The sequence below is a fragment of the Streptomyces xanthophaeus genome, from assembly GCF_000725805.1.
Lineage (GTDB): Bacteria > Actinomycetota > Actinomycetes > Streptomycetales > Streptomycetaceae > Streptomyces > Streptomyces xanthophaeus.
Genome location: NZ_JOFT01000009.1, coordinates 144,524 through 163,192, shown reverse-complemented (window position 1 = coordinate 163,192; position 18,669 = coordinate 144,524). Strand labels below are relative to the sequence as shown.

The 18,669-nt window shown below is 72.4% G+C and carries 18 protein-coding genes and 1 tRNA gene; 8 read left to right on the top strand and 11 right to left on the bottom strand.

All coding sequences use genetic code 11. From position 1 onward, the window contains the following. The first annotated feature begins 164 nt into the window (after positions 1–164). The 6 genes from IO30_RS0101995 to IO30_RS0101970 all read left to right on the top strand — a co-directional run bounded on the left by IO30_RS0101995 (position 165) and on the right by IO30_RS0101970 (position 5,786). Positions 165–1,268, top strand: a complete 1,104-nt coding sequence (locus IO30_RS0101995) for a FecCD family ABC transporter permease (RefSeq protein WP_051858925.1) — start codon at positions 165–167, stop codon at positions 1,266–1,268. Then, positions 1,265–2,389: a FecCD family ABC transporter permease gene (locus IO30_RS0101990; RefSeq protein ID WP_373316485.1), complete on the top strand. Its 1,125-nt coding sequence runs from the start codon at positions 1,265–1,267 to the stop codon at positions 2,387–2,389. The genes IO30_RS0101995 and IO30_RS0101990 overlap by 4 nt, the downstream gene beginning before the upstream one ends. Further along, complete coding sequence (locus tag IO30_RS0101985) at positions 2,386–3,252, top strand: ABC transporter ATP-binding protein (RefSeq protein WP_031138571.1); 867 nt, start codon at positions 2,386–2,388, stop codon at positions 3,250–3,252. The genes IO30_RS0101990 and IO30_RS0101985 overlap by 4 nt, the downstream gene beginning before the upstream one ends. Before the next feature lie 34 nt (positions 3,253–3,286). After that, the gene (locus IO30_RS0101980) at positions 3,287–4,864 is read left to right on the top strand and encodes an amidohydrolase (RefSeq protein WP_031138568.1); all 1,578 of its coding nucleotides are present in this window, start codon (positions 3,287–3,289) and stop codon (positions 4,862–4,864) included. Then, positions 4,861–5,091, top strand: coding sequence for a hypothetical protein (locus IO30_RS0101975; protein WP_031138566.1), 231 nt, complete (start codon positions 4,861–4,863; stop codon positions 5,089–5,091). Before IO30_RS0101980 ends, IO30_RS0101975 begins: the two co-directional genes overlap by 4 nt. A gap of 176 nt (positions 5,092–5,267) precedes the next feature. Continuing rightward, on the top strand, positions 5,268–5,786 hold the full coding sequence (locus IO30_RS0101970) for a GNAT family N-acetyltransferase (RefSeq protein ID WP_078903731.1): 519 nt from the start codon (positions 5,268–5,270) through the stop codon (positions 5,784–5,786). Between the two features lie 77 nt (positions 5,787–5,863). Here IO30_RS0101970 and IO30_RS0101965 read toward each other — a convergent pair whose 3' ends face one another. From IO30_RS0101965 to IO30_RS0101920, 10 genes are all read right to left on the bottom strand, one after another. Further along, positions 5,864–7,042 (bottom strand): acetylornithine transaminase, encoded by a 1,179-nt coding sequence (locus IO30_RS0101965; RefSeq protein WP_031138562.1) that lies wholly within the window; start codon positions 7,040–7,042, stop codon positions 5,864–5,866. Then, positions 7,039–7,959, bottom strand: coding sequence for an acetylglutamate kinase (gene argB / locus IO30_RS0101960; protein ID WP_267886443.1), 921 nt, complete (start codon positions 7,957–7,959; stop codon positions 7,039–7,041). The genes IO30_RS0101965 and argB overlap by 4 nt, the downstream gene beginning before the upstream one ends. 101 nt (positions 7,960–8,060) lie before the next feature. Beyond that, positions 8,061–9,212 (bottom strand): bifunctional glutamate N-acetyltransferase/amino-acid acetyltransferase ArgJ, encoded by a 1,152-nt coding sequence (argJ, locus tag IO30_RS0101955; RefSeq protein WP_031138558.1) that lies wholly within the window; start codon positions 9,210–9,212, stop codon positions 8,061–8,063. Then, a complete protein-coding gene (gene argC / locus IO30_RS0101950; RefSeq protein WP_031138556.1) occupies positions 9,209–10,252 on the bottom strand; it encodes an N-acetyl-gamma-glutamyl-phosphate reductase in 1,044 nt (347 codons plus the stop codon). The genes argJ and argC overlap by 4 nt, the downstream gene beginning before the upstream one ends. A gap of 75 nt (positions 10,253–10,327) precedes the next feature. Continuing rightward, positions 10,328–10,996: an isochorismatase family protein gene (locus tag IO30_RS0101945; protein ID WP_037892782.1), complete on the bottom strand. Its 669-nt coding sequence runs from the start codon at positions 10,994–10,996 to the stop codon at positions 10,328–10,330. Positions 10,997–11,103: 107 nt separating this feature from the next. Continuing rightward, a complete protein-coding gene (locus IO30_RS0101940) occupies positions 11,104–11,823 on the bottom strand; it encodes a siderophore-interacting protein (RefSeq protein ID WP_031138552.1) in 720 nt (239 codons plus the stop codon). Between the two features lie 3 nt (positions 11,824–11,826). Beyond that, complete coding sequence (locus tag IO30_RS0101935) at positions 11,827–12,552, bottom strand: DUF2470 domain-containing protein (RefSeq protein ID WP_051901788.1); 726 nt, start codon at positions 12,550–12,552, stop codon at positions 11,827–11,829. Between the two features lie 597 nt (positions 12,553–13,149). After that, positions 13,150–13,223, bottom strand: a tRNA-Pro gene (locus IO30_RS0101930). Positions 13,224–13,263: 40 nt separating this feature from the next. Beyond that, positions 13,264–13,971: a Pr6Pr family membrane protein gene (locus IO30_RS0101925; protein ID WP_051901786.1), complete on the bottom strand. Its 708-nt coding sequence runs from the start codon at positions 13,969–13,971 to the stop codon at positions 13,264–13,266. A gap of 34 nt (positions 13,972–14,005) precedes the next feature. Continuing rightward, entirely contained in the window at positions 14,006–14,944 is a 939-nt protein-coding gene (locus tag IO30_RS0101920; protein ID WP_031138546.1) for a metallophosphoesterase, read from the bottom strand. A gap of 68 nt (positions 14,945–15,012) precedes the next feature. On the opposite strand from IO30_RS0101920, the gene IO30_RS0101915 reads away from it, so the two are divergent. Beyond that, positions 15,013–15,474 carry a GatB/YqeY domain-containing protein gene (locus IO30_RS0101915; protein ID WP_031138544.1) on the top strand — a complete coding sequence of 154 codons (462 nt, stop codon included), beginning with the start codon at positions 15,013–15,015 and terminating at the stop codon, positions 15,472–15,474. Positions 15,475–15,577: 103 nt separating this feature from the next. On the opposite strand, the gene IO30_RS0101910 is transcribed toward IO30_RS0101915, so the two are convergent. After that, positions 15,578–17,908, bottom strand: coding sequence for a transglycosylase domain-containing protein (locus IO30_RS0101910; RefSeq protein ID WP_031138542.1), 2,331 nt, complete (start codon positions 17,906–17,908; stop codon positions 15,578–15,580). A gap of 397 nt (positions 17,909–18,305) precedes the next feature. Between IO30_RS0101910 and IO30_RS0101905 the strand changes: the two genes are divergently transcribed. Then, entirely contained in the window at positions 18,306–18,656 is a 351-nt protein-coding gene (locus tag IO30_RS0101905) for a WhiB family transcriptional regulator (protein WP_030648100.1), read from the top strand. Positions 18,657–18,669: the final 13 nt, after the last annotated feature.

The following is an 18,669-nucleotide window of genomic DNA, read 5'->3' as shown; positions in this document are numbered from 1 at the left end:
CATCGTGTCAGGTCCCGCCGCCGCGTTGACCCCGCGGCGGCTGTACGGTTAGGCTCACCTAAGTTCAATGATTGCATGTCATGTCGCGCGCGGCATAGACGTGTTCTCGTTCACGCTTCGCGCGGCTTGCGGGGCACCGAATTCCGCCGCCAGGGGAGTGGTCGTTGTCCGTCGAAGCCCAGGCGGCGTCCGGGACCAGGACCGGTGAACCCGCCGAACCCACCGACCCCACCGACCCCACCAAGCCTTCCGCACCCAGGGCCCGTCCGGCCGCAGCGGCACTGCGCGGCCTCGGGCTCCTCGTAGCGCTCGGCGCGCTCGTCCTCGTCTCGCTCGTCAGCGTCTGGGTGGGCTCCCGGGGGATCCCCTTCGCCTCGACCTGGGACCTCCTGTGGAACCCCGACGGATCGCAGGCCTCCGTCATCGTCCACGAGTACCGGATCCCCCGCACCATACTGGGCGTCCTCGTCGGGACGGCGCTGGGTCTGTCCGGCGCCCTGATGCAGGCCCTGACGCGCAACCCGCTCGCCGACCCCGGACTGCTCGGGGTCAACCTGGGCGCCTCCTCGGGCGTCGTCGTCGCCATCGCCTTCGTGGGCGTGGCATCGCCCCTGGGTTACGTGTGGTTCGCCCTCGCCGGGGCCGCCGCCGCCTCGGTCGGCGTCTACCTCCTCGGCTCCTCCGGACGCAAGCTGGCCACCCCCGACCGGCTCGTCGTCGCCGGAGCGGCGGTGACCGCCGTGCTCTACGCCTTCAACTGGGCCGTGCTGCTCTTCGACCCGGAGGCCTTCGACCAGTTCCGCTTCTGGACGGTCGGCTCCCTCGCGGGCCGGTACTACGACATCGTGCTGCTCGTCCTGCCGTTCGTCGGCGTCGGCCTGGTCGTCGCCTTCCTCCTCGCCCCCTCCCTCAACGCCCTGGCCATGGGCGACCAGATGGGCCGCTCCCTCGGCGTGAACGTCGGCCGCACCCGCGTCCTGGCGGCCATCGCCGTGATGCTGCTGTGCGGCGCCGCCACCGCCGCCGTCGGGCCGATCAGCTTCGTCGGCCTGGCCGTGCCGCACGTCGCCCGGTTCATCGTCGGCGCCGACCAGCGCTGGGTCTTCGCCTACTCGATGGTGCTCGCGCCCGTGCTGCTCGTCGGCTCGGACGTCCTGGGCCGGGTGCTCGGCGCCCCGGGCGAGGTGCAGGTCGGCATCGTCACCGCCTTCATCGGCGCGCCCCTGTTCATCGCGCTGTGCCGCCGTCGAAAGCTGGTCATGCTGTGAGCGCCGCACCGGAGACGAAAGCCTCCGCCTCCGTAGCCTCCGCCTCCGCCTCCGTCCCCGGACCCGGGCGCACCCCCGCCCCCCGCGTCGTCAGCGGCCGGATCGTCAGGGTGGGCGGGGTGTCGATGCGCGTGCAGGGCCGCACCGCAGCCGTGACCGCCCTCCTGGTCGGCGCGCTCGTCGTCCTCATCGGCATCACGCTGACCACCGGCGACTTCGAGCTGTCCGTCGGGGAGGTCCTCCAGGCCCTGACCGGGAACGGCTCCGGCGCCGCGGACTTCGTCGTCAACACCCTGCGCATGCCGCGCATCCTGACCGCGGTGTTCGTCGGCGCGGCCCTCGCCGTGAGCGGGGCGATCCTGCAGAGCCTGACCCGCAACTCCCTCGGCAGCCCCGACATCATCGGCTTCACCAACGGCTCCGCCGTGGGCGCGCTCGTCGTGATCATCGTGCTGCACGGCAGCATGTCCCAGATCGCGCTGGGCGCCCTGGCCGGAGGCCTCGCCACCGCCCTCGTCGTCCACCTCCTCATGATCGGCCGCGGGATCCAGGGCTTCCGGCTGGTCGTCATCGGCATCGGCGTCAGCGCCCTGCTGCTCGCCGTGAACTCCTACCTGATCACCAGGGCCACCTTCCAGGAGGCCCTGGAGGCGCAGTCCTGGCTGATCGGCAGCCTCGGCAACCGGCTGTGGACGCACGCCAACGCCATCGGCCTCGCCCTCGCCGTCCTGCTGCCGCCGGCCTTCCTCCTCTCCCGCCGCCTCTCCATGGTCGAGATGGGCGACACCACCGCCGGCGCCCTCGGCGTCGACGTCACCCGGACCCGTACGGCCCTCCTCGTCATCAGCGTCGCCCTCGCCGCCTTCGCGACCGCCGTCACCGGCCCCATCTGGTTCATCGCCCTCGCCGCGCCCCAGGTCGTCCGCAGGCTCACCCGGTCGTCCGGCCCCGCGCTGCTGCCGTCCGCCCTCATGGGCGCCTTCCTCCTCCTCCTGAGCGACCTCGTCGTACAGCGGGCCTTCGCGCCCGCGCTGCTCCCGGTCGGCACGGCGACGGGCGCCATCGGCGGGCTGTACCTCATCTGGCTGCTGATCACCGAGTCGCGAAAGAGCCGCGCATGACATCGACCAACCCGCCGCAGCCCCGGCTGCGCGCAGAGGACCTCACGCTGTCCTACGACCAGCGGACGGTGGCCACGTCCCTGAGCGTCGACATCCCCGACCGCTCCTTCACCGTGATCATCGGGCCGAACGCCTGCGGCAAGTCGACGCTGCTCACGGCGCTCGCACGGATGATGAAGCCCAAGGCCGGACAGGTCTACCTCGACGGGGCCGCCATCGCCTCGTACCGCTCCCGCGAGGTGGCCCGGCGCCTCGGGCTGCTCCCGCAGTCCTCGAACGCCCCCGGCGGCATCACGGTGGGCGACCTCGTGGCGCGCGGACGCTACCCGCACCAGCGCCTGCTCAAGCAGTGGTCGGCCGAGGACGAGGAGGCCGTCACCGAGTCGATGCGCCAGACCGGCGTGCTCGAACTCGCCGACCGGCCCGTGGACGACCTCTCCGGCGGCCAGCGCCAGCGCGTCTGGCTCTCCATGGTCCTCGCCCAGCAGACCTCCATCCTGCTGCTGGACGAGCCCACCACCTTCCTCGACATCGCCCACCAGGTCGAGGTGCTGGACCTGTGCGCCGAACTGCACGCAGGCAAGGGCCACACCGTCGTCGCCGTCCTGCACGACCTCAACCAGGCCTGCCGCTACGCCACCCACCTCATCGTGATGCGGCCCGGCGGCACCATCGCCGCCCAGGGCGACCCGGCGAGCGTCATGACCGCCGAACTGGTGGAGGACGTCTTCGGGCTGCCCTGCCGGATCATCGAGGACCCCGAGACCGGCACCCCGCTGATGGTCCCCGCGGCGCCGAAGCGGTACGTGCCCCAGGACGCGCCTGCCGTCGCCCACGAGGCCGTCCTCGCCGAACGCGCCTGACCCGCCGGACCCCTCCTAGCGACGGGAACCACCCATGCTCTGCACGAGGCTGACGAACGCGCGCATCCTCACCATGGACCCGGACCACCCGGTCGCCCGCGACATGGGCATCTGGCGGGGCCGGATCGTGGGCCTGGACGAGTCCGTGACCTCGCTGCCGGCCCGCGAGGTCATCGACCTGCAAGGCGCCACCGTGCTGCCCGGGTTCATCGACAGCCACGTGCACCTGACGTGGACCGGGCTGAAGGCGACCACCCCGAGCGTGGCCCCCTGCCGACGGGCCGAGGACGTGCTCGCGGCCGTGGAGGAGGCCGCCCTGCGCAAGGACCCGGCGGACTGGGTCGACGTCATGGGCTACGACCAGCGGGCCCTGGGCCGCCATCTGACCGCCGCCGAACTGGACCGGGCCGCCCACGGGCGCAAGGTGTTCCTGCTGCACGACTCCGGGCACGGCTGCGTCGTCAGCAGCGCCGTACTGGACCTGCTCCCCGCCGGGATCCCGCACCAGGACGGCTTCCTGGCGGAGAGCGCCATGACCGCCGCGCGGCGGCTGCGCCTGCCCTACTCCCAGGCGGAGATGGCCGACGCGGTCGAAGAGGCGGCCCGCGTCTGCCTCTCCGAAGGGGTCACCGCCGTCGCCGAAGCGGGCATCGGAGGCGGCCTGCTGGGCAACAGCCCGGTGGAGCTCGGCGCCTACCAACTGCTGCGCGACCAGGGCAGGCTGCCCCTGCGGGTCCAGCTCATGGCGGCCGGCGACACGCTCCGCCCGCTCGCCGCGCACCGGGACGACGGCATCCCGCGCGCCCTGGACCTCGGTGTGCGCACCGGCTTCGGCGACGAATGGCTGTCCCTGGGCGCCCTGAAGATCTACACCGACGGCGGGATGATGGCCCGTACCGCCGCGCTCACCGCCCCCTACGTCGGCCTGGACCACACCGGCGAGCTCCAGGACGACCCGGAGCGCCTCCTCGGCCTCATCGTCGACGGCCACCTCGCGGGCTGGCAGCTCGCGGTCCACGCCATCGGGGACCGCGCCGCCGACCTCGCGCTGGAGGGCCTGGAGCGGGCGCAGCGCCTGCGGCCCCGCCCGGACGCGCGGCACCGCATCGAACACGCCGGGCTGATCCGCCCCGACCAGCTGCCGCGCTTCGCGCGCCTCGGCGTCAGCGCGGTGGTCCAGCCCGCCTTCCTGTACTCCTTCGGCGACGACTACGCGGCCGTGATGGGCGAGGAGCGGGCGCCGTGGATGTACCGGGGCCGGGGCTTCCTGGACCACGGGGTCACCCTCGTGGGCAGCTCCGACCGGCCCGTCACGGACGGAGCGCCGCTGCGGGCGGTCCAGTTCATGGTCGAGCGGGCGTCCTCGTCGGGCCTGTCGGTGGGACCGGACGAGGCCGTCACCGTGGAGGAGGCGCTGCGCGCCTACACGGTCGCCGGTGCGTACGCCTGCCGTTGGGAGGACAGCGCGGGCAGCCTCGTGGCGGGCAAGCGCGCCGACTTCGTGGTGCTGGGGGACGATCCGCGCAGCGTGGATCCGTCCCGGATCGCAGGGATCGAGATCGTGGCGACCTTCGTGGACGGCCACGAGGCGACGGAGGGAAACAAGCTGTGAGTGCCGACGTGGAAACGCTGGAGCGCCTGCTCCCGCTGTGGCAGGCCCCCGACTTCCCGCCCCGCTGGGTGATCTGGCAGGCGGGCGGGGACGAGGTCATGGTCTTCGACCGGGAGTTCAACATCCCCGTGGACGTCGACGACGCCGCCCTGGACGAGGTGCTGCGGCGGATGCGCGAGGCCGGGGCCCCGGAGAGCGCGGACTACCCCGGCAGGGCGTGCGGTTAGGCCGTCCGGCCGCCCGCCGAGGGCCCCGCGGAGGCTACTGCCGGGTACGAACCCGGCCGCCGCGCGGGCGACTTGGCCACAGGCTTAGGTGAGGCTAGCCTTACTTCGAATGTTCCACCGGGTACGCGGCGATCCTGCCGTCCTCCGCGCCCGATGGGACCCGAGGAAGGAACGCCTTGATCACGGCCCCGCCGCGCCCCGCCGCGCTCGCCACGCTGCCGCTCCGCGCACACCAGCTGCCCGGATTCACCCCGTTCTCCGTCCGCCCCGCGCGCCCCGACGACGGCGCCGCGCTGGCGGCCCTCTCCCGGCCGTTCGCCCGGGCGGGAGCGCTCCGCGAGCGTCCGCTGTCCCTCTACCTCTCCCAGGCGGCCGACTTCCTCGTCGCCCAGGCCCCCGACGGCACCCTGGAGGGGTGTCTCGGCGTACGGGTCCACCCCGCGGCCGGCGTCCTGTACAACTTCTGCGTCGCCCGGCACCGGCAGGGATCGGGCATGGGGGCCCGGCTGCTGCAAGCGGCCTTCACCGCGGCCCGCACCCGCTCGCTGGACACCCTCTTCACCGCGACCACCGGCAGCGGACGGCTGTTCCTGAGCCACGGCTTCCGCCCGGCCTCCCCCGCCTCGGCCCCGGCCGCCTGGGCGGACTCCCTGGACCCGCGCCGGGGCGCCCGCGTCCTGGCCCGCGCCCTGTAGGACGGGCCGAAGGGGCGGGCCCCGTGCGGGACCCGCCCCTTGGTGCTCGCCGCGCACGGCCGCCGCCGCGCCGTGCCTCAGGCGTCGAGGATCCCAGGCAGCGCGGCCACCAGCGCCTCGGCCTGCTCCTGCGTCACCGTCAGGGCAGGAGCCAGCCGAACCGTGGCCGGGCCGGCCGCGTTCACGAGGAACCGGGCGTCCTGCGCGGCCCGCTGGACCCGTGCGGCGACCGGTTCGGTGAGCACGACGCCCAGCAGCAGCCCCGCGCCCCGCACTTCACGGACCAGGGGGTGGCCCAGCGCCTCGATGCCGCTGTGCAGCAGCTTGCCGGTCCGTACGACGTGAGCGAGCAGGTCCTGGGAAGCGATGGTCTCCAGGACTGCGAGCCCGGCCGCGCAGGCCATCGGATTGCCGCCGAAGGTGGTGCCGTGCTGACCGGGGGTCAGCAGGTCGGCCGCGGGTCCGAAGGCCACCGCGGCGCCGATGGGCAGGCCGCCGCCCAGCCCCTTGGCCAGGGTGACCACATCGGGATCGATGCCCGGCTCCGCCTGGTGCGCGAACCAGTGGCCGGTTCGGCCGATCCCCGTCTGCACCTCGTCCAGGACGAGCAGGGTGCCCGTGGCCCGGGTGATCTCGCGGGCGGCCCGCAGGTACCCCTCGGGCGCCGGGATCACCCCGGCCTCGCCCTGCACCGGCTCCAGGAAGACCGCGGCGGTCCGCTCGGTGACCGCCGCGCGCAGCGCCGCCACGTCCCCGAAGGGCACGTGCGTCACTTCCGCGGGCAGCGGCAGGAAGGGCTCGCGCTTGGCCGGCTGGCCGGTGAGGGCCAGCGCCCCCATGGTGCGGCCGTGGAACCCGCCCTCGGTGGCCACCAGATGGGGCCGGCCCGTCCGGCGGGCGATCTTGAAGGCGGCCTCGGCGGCCTCCGCGCCCGAGTTGGCGAAGAACACCCGTCCCGGCCGGCCCAGCAGCTCCAGCAGACGTTCCGCCAGCGCGACCGGCGGCCCGGAGATGAACAGGTTCGAGACGTGGCCCAGCCGGGCGATCTGTTCCTGGACGGCCCCGACCACGGCCGGATGGGCGTGCCCGAGGGTGTTGACCGCGATCCCGCCGGTGAAGTCCGTGTACGCCAGCCCGGATTCGTCCCACACGGTGCTGCCCTCGCCCCGGACCAGGGCCAGCGGGGGAGTGCCGTAGGTGTCCATCATCACCGCCCTCCAGCGGTCGGCGAGCGGGGTGGCGGGTGCGGCGCTCACGCGACGGTCTCCTCGTTGTCGTGCTCGAAGGCGTACTCGTTGTCGTGCTCGTTGTCGTGCCCGGTGCGGGCAGGGGCGGGTCCGGGCTCGTGGTCCGGGACGACCGTGGTCCCCGAGCCGCCCTCGGTGAAGACACCCGCCAGCAGTGCGTGCGGCACCCGGCCGTCGATGACCTGGGCCCGGCCCACGCCCGCCCGTACGGCGCGCAGGCAGCCCTCCATCTTGGGGAGCATGCCGCTGGCGAGATCCGGCAGCAGCGCGTCCAGTTCGGCGGCGGTGAGGCGTTCGATCACCTCGGTGCTGTGCGGCCAGTCCGCGTACAGTCCCTCGACGTCGGTCAGGACCACCAGGCGCTCCGCGCCGAGGGCCACGGCCAGCGCCGAGGCCGCGAGATCGGCGTTGACGTTGTAGACCTCGCCGTCCGCGCCCCGCGCGATCGGCGAGACCACGGGGATGCGGCCCTGGTCCAGCAGGGTGCGCACCGTGCCGGGCTCGACGGCCACGACGTCGCCGACGAGGCCGATGTCCACCGGCCGGCCGTCCACCCACGCGGGGCGCCGCACGGCGGTCATGGTGTGCGCGTCCTCGCCCGACAGGCCCACGGCGAAGGGGCCGTGGGCGTTGAGCGCGCCGACCAGTTCCCGCTGGACCTGCCCGGTCAGCACCATGCGGACCACGTCCATGGTCTCCGGGGTGGTCACCCGCAGGCCCGCCTCGAAGCGGACCTCCAGGTCGAGGCGGTCGAGCATGGCGCTGATCTGCGGGCCGCCGCCGTGCACGACGACGGGCCGCAGCCCCGCCTGCCACAGTTCCACGACGTCCTGGGCGAAGGTCCGGTGGAGCGAGGGGTCCACCATGGCGTTACCGCCGAACTTGACGACGACGGTGCGGCCCCGGAGCTCCTCGCGCCACGGCAGGTCCGCCGCGGCCGGGGCGGGCGCCGCGTTCGTGCCGTCGGCGCGCCGCTGTCCGACGATCGTTCCCGTCCCCGTATGCGTACGGGTCGTCCCGGGGCCGTTCACGAGCTGTACGCGCTGTTCTCGTGGACGTACTCGGCCGTGAGGTCGTTGGTCCAGAGCGTCGCGGCGGCCTCGCCGGAGCGCAGGTCCACGGTGACGGTGATCTCGCGGCCCGACAGGTCGACCTTGTCCCGCGGTTCGCCCGCCGCGCCGTCGCGGCAGACCCAGACGCCGTTGATGGCCACGTCCAGGCGGTCGGGGTCGAAGACGGCGGCGGTGGTGCCGATCGCCGACAGCACCCGGCCCCAGTTCGGGTCCTCGCCGTGCAGCGCGCACTTGAGCAGGTTGTTGCGGGCCACCGAACGGCCCACCTCGACCGCATCCTCTTCCGAGGCCGCGCCGATGACCGCCACCTCGATCTCCTTGGAGGCCCCCTCGGCGTCCGCCACCAGCTGCCGCGCCAGGTCCGCGCACACCGTGCGCACGGCCTCGGTGAACTCCGCGGTGGCCGGTACGACGCCTGACGCGCCCGAAGCGAGCAGCAGGACCGTGTCGTTGGTGGACATGCAGCCGTCGGAGTCCACCCGGTCGAAGGTGGTGTGCACGGCGTCGCGCAGCGCCGGGTCGAGGACCTCCGCGCTCACGTCGGCGTCCGTGGTCAGGACGACCAGCATGGTGGCCAGGCCGGGGGCGAGCATGCCCGCGCCCTTGGCCATGCCGCCGACCGTCCAGCCGTCGCCGCCGGCGACCGCGGTCTTGTGCACGGAGTCCGTGGTCTTGATGGCGACGGCCGCGGCCTCGCCGCCCCCGTCCGACAGCCGCCCCGCGGCGGTGTCGATGCCGGCCGTGATCCGGTCCATGGGCAGGCGCAGGCCGATGAGTCCGGTGGAGCACACCGCGACCTCGTCGGGGGCCGTGTCCACGGCCAGCGCCGTGCGCTCGGCCATCAGCCGCGCGTCGTCGGCGCCCGCAGGCCCCGTACAGGCGTTGGCTCCGCCGGAGTTGAGGACGACGGCCGTGAGCCGGCCGTCGGCGAGCACGCGGCGCGACCAGCGCACGGGCGCGGCCTGCACGCGGTTGGAGGTGAAGACACCGGCGGCTGCCCGGGACGGTCCCCGGTTCACCACCAGGGCCAGGTCGGGATCCCCGGATTCCTTGATGCCGGCGGCCACTCCGGCGGCCAGGAATCCCTGGGCGGCGGTCACGCTCACGGAGCCACTCCATTCGTGGGCAGGCCCAGCCGTTCCGGCAGGCCGAGGGCGACGTTCATGCTCTGCACCGCGCCACCCGCGGTGCCCTTGGTCAGGTTGTCGATGGCGCTCACGCAGACGAGCCTGCGGGCGTCCGGGTCCACGGCGATCTGCACCTGGGCGGTGTTGGAGCCGAGGACGGCCGCCGTGGAGGGCCACTGCCCGGGCGGCAGCAGCCGTACGAACGGCTCGTCGGCGTACGCGGCCTCGTACGCCTCCCGCACCTCCTGCGCCCCGGTGGCGCTGTCGGCGACCTCCGGGCGCAGGCGGGCCGAGCAGGTCGCCAGGATGCCGCGGGGCATGGGGGCCAGGGTCGGGGTGAAGGAGACCGTCACGCGCTCGCCGGCGACCCCGGACAGGTTCTGGGTGAGCTCGGGGGTGTGCCGGTGGCCGCCGCCGACGCCGTACGGGCTCATGGAGCCCATCACCTCGGCGCCGAGCAGGTGCGTCTTCGCGGACTTGCCCGCGCCCGAGGTCCCGCTCGCGGCGACGACCACCGCTTCGGGCTCCACCAGGCGGGCCGCGTAGGCGGGGAACAGGGCGAGGGTGACCGCGGTCGGGTAGCAGCCCGGTACGGCGATCCGGGTGGCGCCCTTCAGCTCGTCCCGGGCGCCGGGCAGTTCGGGCAGGCCGTAGGGCCAGGTACCGGCGTGCGGGGAACCGTAGAACCGCTCCCAGTCGGCCGGGTCGCGCAGCCGGAAGTCCGCGCCGCAGTCCACGATCAGCGTGCCGGGGTCGAGCTCCTGCGCCAGCGCGGCCGACTGGCCGTGCGGCAGGGCGAGGAAGACCACGTCGTGGCCCGCGAGCGAGGCGGCGGAGGTCTCCACCAGCTCGCGGTCGGCGAAGGAGGACAGCTGCGGCTGGACGGAGCCCAGCAGCCGGCCCGCGCTGGTGTGGGCCGTCAGCGCGCCGATCTCCACGCCGGGATGCGCCGCCAGCAGGCGGAGTATCTCCCCGCCCGCGTAGCCGCTGGCACCGGCCACCGCGACCCGTACGGTCATGTTCTTCCGTCTCTCTCGATCCGTGCGAGGGCAGCGTCATCGTCCGCCCCCGGGGTTCCCGTCCCGCGTACGCCCTCAGGCGTCCCGGTGAACGTCTCGCGCCGCCCTTCCGAGCAGCAGGTCCCGCAGCAGGGCCTCGGTCGTACAGACCACGCCGCTGCGGGCGGCCCACCGCAGGGCCATGGCGTGTTCCTCGGCGGAGAAGTCGGCCACCGCGTCGGCGACGACGAAGGGCTGGATGTCGTTCATGAAGGCGTCGGCCGCCGTGAGCAGGATGCCGAGGTGCGCGTGGATCCCGCAGACGATCAGCTGGTCGCGCCCCTCGTCGCGCAGGAGCCGTCCGAGGTGGCTGCGCAGGAAGGCGTTGGGGCGGATGTTGGCCAGCAGGTGTTCGCCCGGTCTGGGGGCGAGCGGCCCGATGATGGCGGCGGCATCCGGCACGTCCTCGATGCCGGGGCCCCAGACGTCGGCGACCAGGCCGCGCTGGCCCGGCGGCTGGGCGGCGGGCTCGGCGCTGAAGACCACGGGGATGCCCAGGCTTCCGGCGAGCGCCCGCAACGCCGTTATGTTGTCGACGAGTTCGACCACCGGGGAGCGTCCCGCCGGGAGCGGTCCCACGAAGTGGTTCTGCATGTCGTGGATGAGCAGGGCGGCGCGGTCGGGGTCGATGGTCCAGGCGGCGCAGGAGCTGGGCAGGGCGGCGCGCTCGGGCATGGGGTAGGTGCCGATGGCCGGCAGGCCCATGGTGAATCCCTCCCCTGAGGACGTCCATGCGCCCACTGCTCGATCAAGATTTAGCTTAGCCTAACCTAAGTTGGCTGCTTCAAGTTAGCAGCCCGGGCATTTCCTGCCTACGCCACCCGCCAGTACCCGAGCGCGTACAGCCGCTCCTTGGGCACTCCGAGCTCCTTGCGCGCGAAGGCGGCCAGGGCTCGGGTGGTCGCGGTGTCGCAGGCAATCCACACGTAGGCGCCGGGGTCCAGGCGCGGGGGCAGCTCCGCCCGCACCGTCTCGACCAGTTGGGCGCCCTCGCGCTGCCGCGGTACGTGGATCACCTCGCGGTCCGGGCCCGGGCGGCGCGGGGTCCCCTCGGCCTCCGCGGGGTCCGTGCTCTCGAACCAGATGGTCGCCGGGGTCGAGGGCATCGACTCCAGAAGGGAGTTGATGGCGGGTCTGGAGGCCGGGTCGCCGACGACGAGCAGCCGCGACGGCAGCGGGTCCGGCGGAGCGAACCCCGTGCCCTGGAGCGTCGCCTCGATCGTGTCGCCGGGCCGGGCGGCGCGCGCCCAGTCGCTCGCGGGTCCGTCGTGGAGGGCGAACTCCACGTCGAAGGTACCGGCGGCGGGATCCGGGTCGACCAGCGTGTATCCCCGCTGGTGCGGCTTGCCCTGGTGCTCGAACCACAGGCGCACCCACATCGTGGGGTGCACGCCCGTGGCCTCCAGCATGCCCCCGTCGGCGAAGGACAGCCGGTGCAGGTGGCCGGACACCCGCTCGTTGGACCGGACGGTGAAGGTGAAGTCCTTGCCGCGGAAGAGTCTGAGGGCGATGCCCTGCCAGCCGTGTCCCATGGTTCAGTACCGCGCGGGGGAGTGGTCCTGGCGGGAGCACCGCCGGGGCGCCGTCAGCAGCTGCCGGACCTGCCGGCCGGCCCCGGCCGCGTCCCGCGCCGGGACGGGGAAGAGGAGCCGCAGGTCGCAGTGGCCGGAGGCGTATTCGCAGCGCAGGGTGATGCCGTGCCGGTCGACCGCGAGCGGCAGCGCCCGGCGCACACCGGCGGGCAGGCGCGAGGCGCCGAGGGCGAGCAGCTCCGTCACCATCTCCCCGTGGGAGGCGGCGAGATGGGTCAGCATGCCGGCCTCCTCCACGGCGAGCGGATCGGGCTCGGCGAGCGTGACCTCGTCCAGCGCGACGTCCACCGGGCCGGCCGCGGTCCGCAGGGTCACGCGCGCCGTGTCCAGCCGCAGGGGGCCCTCGTCCCCCGTGCCCGCCGGGGCCAGCCAGCCGGAGACCGTCACCCGGGCCCGTACGCGGTCGCGGACGGGGGTCGGCGCGATGTCGGTGAACTCCAGCAGGGCGGCGAGGCTGCCGCGCGGGGCGAAGGCGATCCGGGCGGCCAGGGGGCTGTCCGACGGGGGGTGGAGGGTGATCCGCCCCTTCGCGTCCACGGAGTGCATGCCGATCAGGTCGTAGCTGTGCCCCTCGGTGGTCAGGGACAGCGAGACCGCCCGGGCCAGCACGGAGCGGACGCGCTCGGCGGCGGTGGGCCCGGGCAGGGCGGCGCCTGCGGCAGCGTTCACGAGAACTCCTGGCGGGGTACGGGCGGGGTCCGGCGGACCCCGGCCCTCCGGCGGAGGCGCACACCTCCCGACCCCTTCGATTGAGGTAAGGCTAACCTAACCAACCCCGTCCGGACCGTCCAGACCCCCGGCCGGGACGGGGCCGGCCGAGGGCGGCGACGACCGCGCCGCACGCGCACGCCACGGCGCCGTACGCGCCGGGGACGCCGCCGAGCCGGAGATCAGTGCCGCGCGCCATGGCCGTCCCGGCAGCCGCGGACCGCCCGCGAGCCGCTCGGCCCGTCCTGGAGGAGCACCAGGCCGGCGCCACTCACCGCTCAACGGCAAGCCAGGCAAGGTCAGTTGTCAGGGGGTTGCAGCTCTGAAAGGAATGGCTGCATCCCCGGCCTGTTTGGGGGCGGCCCGGAGAATCGTCCGGGTAACCGACGGCCGGACATCGCCGATGGCCAGCAGGTGCCCCGCCAGAGCCGACCGCCGCGCACCATCCGTAAGCAGCTCCGTCCGGTGATCCGGACCGGACCGGGGAGGATGGACGCGCACGCAAACAGGTCAGGCCACCTACTACGGAAGTAGGTGGCCTGACCTGGTACTACAGCGTCGGGGTGGCGGGATTTGAACCCACGACCTCTTCGTCCCGAACGAAGCGCGCTGCCAAGCTGCGCTACACCCCGATCGCCGCCTTTGCAGCGCTTGCTGCCCTGGCGACATCGATTACTTTAGCGGACCTCTCGCCGGAGACGAAATCCGGTTTTCACGGCGCGGCCCCGGAGCCAGCGGCGACGCCGGGCGGTAGCGGTCCGCCAGGACCAGGGCCAGGCCGAGTACGGCGAAGCCGAGGCCCAGGACGACGCAGTTCACGGCGACCCGGGCGTAGCCGTACTGGGCCACGTCGATGAAGGGGTACGTGTACCGGCTCCTGCTGTCCGGGCCCAGCAGCGCGCCGCGGACCAGCGCGAACACCACGTACGCCAGCGGATAGGCCAGCCACTGCAAGGCGTGCTTCGGGCGCAGCGTGCGCGGGGCGGTCAGCAGGAGGAAGTCCAGCGCTGCGCCGATCGGGGTGACCGTGTGGAGGAGCTGGTCGGCGACGGCCTTGGCGCCGGTCAGCTTGTCGAGCTCCGCGAGCACGTTGAAGGGGCTCGCCGGGTTCGCCAGGACCAGGTGGAAGACCAGCCCGGTGACGAGGATGAACAGCAGCACCCCGCCCCGCAGCAGCGGGGCGGGGTCGGGCCGCTCCTGCCAGGCGCGGAGGGCGGAGAGGCCGAAGACGACGGCCACCGCGATGTTGGTCCAGATGGTGAAGAAGCTCAGGACGACCGGGACGCTGCCGTGGGTGAGCTCGATGACGAGCCCCACCACGGCCGCGGCACAGACCAGGGCGCGGAAGGCCGCCGGGACGAGGCGCGTCGGTTCGGTCATCCCGTCAACGTACTGGGGGAGGGCCCGGGAGTCGCTAGGCCTTCGGCGTGAGCGTGAGCAGGGTCGCCTCCGGCGGGCAGGCGAAGCGGACCGGGGTGTAGCGGTTGGTGCCGCAGCCCGCCGAGACGTGGAGGTAGGCGCGCCGGCCGCCCGTCTCGTGGGTGGAGAGGCCCTTGACCCGCTTGGTGTCCAGGTCGCAGTTGGTGACCAGGGCGCCGTAGAAGGGGATGCACAGCTGCCCGCCGTGGGTGTGCCCCGCGAGGATCAGCGGGTAGCCGTCCGCGGTGAAGGACTCCAGCGTCCGCAGGTACGGGGCGTGCACCACGGCCATGGAGAAGTCCGCGTCGGTCTCCGGGCCGCCCGCCACCTGCTCGTACCGGTCCCGCTTGATGTGCGGGTCGTCCAGACCGGTGAAGGCCAGCTCCAGGCCGTCGAGCTTCAGGCGCGCCCGCGCGTTGGTCAGGTTCAGCCAGCCCGCCGCGTCGAAGGCGTCCCGCATCTCCTCCCACGGGTTGTGGACGGCGCCGACGACCGGCTTGTTGCCGTTCAGCCCGTGCCGGCCCTGGGCCTTCTCCAGGAGGTAGCGCCCGGGGTTGCGCAGCCGGGGCCCGTAGTAGTCGTTCGAACCGAAGACGTACACGCCGGGGAAGTCCATGAGCGGGCCGAGCGCGTCGAGCACCTCGGGCACGCCTTCGGTGTCGGAGAGGTTGTCCCCGGTGTTCACGACGAAGTCGGGGCGCAGCCCCGCCAGCGACTGGAGCCAGGCGCGCTTCTTGCGCTGCCCGCCGACCATGTGGATGTCCGAGACCTGGAGTATGCGCAACGGGCGCATCCCCAGGGGCAGGACGGGCACCGTGATCCGGCGCAGGCGGAAGGACCGCGCCTCGAAACCGGCGGCGTAGGCCACTCCCGCTGCCCCCACCGCCGCGATTCCGGCAGCCGCCTTCAGGGGTACTCCGTAACGCGCACGCATGGCCCCATCGTCGCAGACCCGGAAAACGGACGGGCGCCAGCGCCCCGGTACCTGGCAGACTCGGGTGCATGACCACGCTGAAGGCCAAGCTCCAGGACGACCTCACGACCGCCATCAGGGAGCGTAACGAGCTGCACTCGTCCACGCTGCGCCTGACCCTCTCCGCCATCACCAACGCGGAGGTCGCGGGCAAGGAGGCGCGCGTCCTCTCCGACGAGGAAGTCCTCAAGGTGATCGCCAAGGAGGCGAAGAAGCGCCGTGAGGCCGCCGATGCCTTCGCCAAGGGCGACCGTCCCGAGCAGGCCGCCCGGGAGACGGCGGAGGGCGAGTTCCTCGACACGTACCTGCCCAAGCAGCTGAGCGATGAGGAGCTCGTCGAGATCGTGACGCAGGCCGTCGCGGAGGCCCGCGCGGCGGGTGCCGAGGGGCCGCGGGCCATGGGCGCCGTCATGAAGATCGTGAACCCGAAGGTCGCGGGCCTGGCGGAGGGCGGCCGCGTCGCCGCCGTCGTCAAGCAGCAGCTCCTTTGATCCGCGGACCGCAGTGACGCAGTAACGCAGTAACGCACTGACGCAGTAAAGGGGAGGGCCCCAGCCGGATCGCGGCTGGGGCCCTCCCCTTCTTCGGGGTCCGTCAGCGGTCGTCGCGGCCGCCGATCAGGCCCGGCTCGATGCTGAAATCGGGGAACGGGTTGTCCGGGTTGCCCCCGGTGCCGCCGCCCGTGGCTCCGGCTGCGGTGGCTCCGGCCGCCGTCTGCCCGCCCGGGCGCCCGCCGGGCTTGCCGTCGCCGCCCGGCTTGCCGGGCTTCCCGGGCTTGGACGGGGTCGTCGCGGGCCGTCCGCCGTTGTTGCCGCCCGCGTTGCCGTTGGCGTTGCCCGGGAGTACGGGCTCCGGGATGCTGACCGTCGTGAAGCTGGGGGCCTCGCGCCCGGACAGGGCACCGGTGACCGCGTCCTTCCAGATCGGGCCCGGCAGACCGCCGCCGAAGACCTTGTCGTAGGACCGGCCGCCGATCTCGATGTTCTCCATCGAGATCTTCTTCGCGCCGCCCGAGCCGACCCACACCGCGCCGGAGATGTTCGGGGTGTAGCCCACGAACCAGGCGTTGTGGCGGGAGTCGGTCGTACCGGTCTTGCCCGCGTTGTCGCGGTCGGTCAGGCCGGCCCGCTCACCGGTACCGGAGTCGACCACTCCGCGCAGCAGGGTGTTGATGGTGTCGGCCGTGGTCTGCGACATGGCGCGGTCGCACTTGGTCTTCGGCACCGCGAGAGCCTTGCCGTGCGCGTCGGTGATCGACTCGATGGCGACCGGGGTGCAGTAGACCCCGCGGTTGGCGAACGTGGCGTACGCGTTGGCCATGGTCAGCGGGGAGAGTTCGGCGGAGCCGAGCGCGATGGACGGTGCCTCGGGCAGCTTGGTGCCGGCGGCCGGGACCACGCCGAGCTTCTGCGTCATCTCGGTCACCGGGCAGAGCCCGATCTCGCCGATCATCTCGACGAAGTAGGTGTTGATGGACTTCTCCATCGCCGTCCGCAGGGCGTACGGGCCGATCTCGTCCTCGGTCTCGTTCTCGGCGGTGGCGAGCTTGCCGCTGTTGTCCGGCAGGTTCAGCCACTGGGTGCCGTCGCACTTGGTGATCGGGCTCGGGTAGTCGAGCTTGTTCGGGGCCCCGTACACCTTGGTGGGCGGCATGCCCCGCTCCAGCGCCGCGGCCGCGATGAACGGCTTGAAGGTGGAGCCGACCTGGAAGCCGAAGTTCGAGCCGCCCATCCGCTTGTCGACGGAGTAGTTGATCTGCGTCTCGTTCTTGCCGAAGCCGTACGGCTTGGACTGACCCATCGCCAGGACCCGGCCGGTGCCCGGCTGGACCATGGTCACGGCCGTCGCGATCGAGTCCTCCTGATAGACGTGATCCTTGATCGACTCGTTGGCCGCGTCCTGCGACTGCGGGTCGAGGGTCGTCCGTACCGTCAGGCCGCCCTGGTTCCAGACCTTGGCCCGGTCCTCGCGCGTCTTGCCGAAGACGGGGTCGGTCAGGAAGGAGTTGCGCACGTAGTCGCAGAAGAAGCCCGCGCCCTTGACCGCGGTGATGCAGCCGTTCTTCGGCTTGGTCAGCTTCAGGGTGACCGGCTTCGCCTTCGCCGCGTCCGCCTCCGCCTGCGAGATGTCCTTGATGTCGGCCATCCGCTGGAGGACGAGGTTGCGGCGCTTCGTCGCCTCCTGCGCGTCGTTCGCAGGGTCGTACCGGCTCGGCGACTGGACGACGCCCGCCAGCAGCGCCGACTCCTCCAGGGTGAGGTCCTTGGCCGGCTTGCTGAAGTAGCGCTGGGCCGCGGATTCGATTCCGTAGGCCTGCTGGCCGAAGAAGGTGATGTTGAGGTAGTTCTCGAGGATCTTCTTCTTCCCGAGCTCCTCCTCGACCTGGATCGCGTACTTCAGCTCGCGGATCTTGCGGCCGAGGCTCTTCTCCTGGGCCTCGCGCACCTTGGTCTCGTCGTCACCGGCCTCTTCGACGAAGACGTTCTTCACGTACTGCTGCGTGAGCGTGGAGGCGCCCTGTGCGGCGCCGCCTTCCTGTGCGTTGCGGTTGACCGCGCGCAGGATGCCCTTGAGGTCGACCGCACCGTGCTCGTAGAAACGAGAGTCCTCGATGGCGACGATTGCCTTCTGCATGTACGGGGAGATCGCCGTGAGCGGGACCACCTGACGGTCGCGCGAATAGACGGTGGCGATCACGCCACCTTCCGCGTCCAGAATGGTGGTCCGCTGGCTCAACGGCGGAGTCTTGAGATTGGCCGGGATCTCATCGAATCCCTCGACCGTGCCCTTGGCCGCGAGCCCCAGGGCGCCTGCGGCCGGAATCGCCATGCCGGCCAGCACAACTCCGGAGAGAACGGACACCCCGAGGAACTTGGCGGCCTGCTGGCTCCCCGTGAGCCCGCCGCCCGAGCGCTTCTTTCCCATGGAGGGCAGCCTACGTTCTCATTCGCCGGACACGCGCGAATGCCTTGGCCTAAGCTGTCCCCAACTGTCACAGCAGTGCGGCCCGACATCAACCCCGCGGCTTGATTTTCACCCTTCCCGAATGGGGTGGACTCATGTCCGAATCTCGCCGCAAGCCCCGAGCGTGCCGTGTCGATGCCCTCCCGCTTTCATCCGAATTGCCGGAATGGTCGGGCATGTCGCCGGATCACTCCGTCGGGTGATCTGCCGCTTACCCATAGTCCGTTCGGACCATTCAAGATTGGGCCCGTCGGGGGTGTTGCACTGTGCTCGCCTTCCGTAACGTCCTCAACTGGCAGCGGTGAATATGCCGCTACCGCCGTGGGGGAGCCTCGATTCGGGAGAGGACGGCGCCGGGATGGGCTGGGTTACCGACTGGAGTGCGCAGGCAGCCTGCCGCACTACCGATCCGGATGAACTGTTCGTACAAGGAGCAGCACAGAACAGGGCCAAGGCGGTGTGCACCGGATGTCCGGTGCGGACCGAATGCCTGGCCGACGCGCTCGACAACCGTGTCGAGTTCGGTGTGTGGGGCGGAATGACCGAGCGGGAACGACGGGCGCTGCTGCGCCGGCGTCCCACCGTCACCTCGTGGCGACGGCTGCTCGAAACCGCCCGCACGGAGTACGAGCGCAGCACGGGCATCCTCACCATGGATGCAGACGCGGAGATCGACGTCCCGTACGAGACGTACGCGGCAGCCGGGTAACCACCCGCGCGCC